This window comes from Acetomicrobium sp. S15 = DSM 107314 (assembly GCF_016125955.1).
GTDB lineage: Bacteria > Synergistota > Synergistia > Synergistales > Thermosynergistaceae > Thermosynergistes > Thermosynergistes pyruvativorans.
Genome location: NZ_JADEVE010000085.1, coordinates 1 through 329 on the forward strand (window position 1 = coordinate 1; position 329 = coordinate 329).

The window sequence follows — 329 nt, forward strand, 5'->3', positions numbered from 1 at the left end:
CTTTCCCTTGGGGAGCTGGCGATCTTTGCCTTGTCTGGCTTTTAAGGGCTTACCCTTGACGCTCGTGCCGTCTTCTCCTTGTTTTAGCGGGATCTTTTCGGCAAGTTCCTGGCCATGCTGTCTAAGAGTCGTCTGAATACGTACTGAGATTAGAATGGCGATAACACCTAAAATCACCTCGAATTCCACACGGGAGCGCAACACGGCCGCAAAGAGCTCTTCCCTGCCGGAGGGATCGAGCATGGAGGTAGCTTCATCCAAAACCAAAACCTCGGGGTTCATGGCCAGTGCGCCGGCTATGGCTAAGCGTTGCTTTTGTCCGCCCGAAA

At 53.5% G+C, this 329-nt stretch carries 1 protein-coding gene; it reads right to left on the minus strand.

All coding sequences use genetic code 11. The annotated features are described in order from the left end of the window. The coding region (locus EZM41_RS13425) for a flagellar assembly protein A (protein ID WP_232618981.1) at positions 1–329 on the minus strand (329 nt) is incomplete at both ends.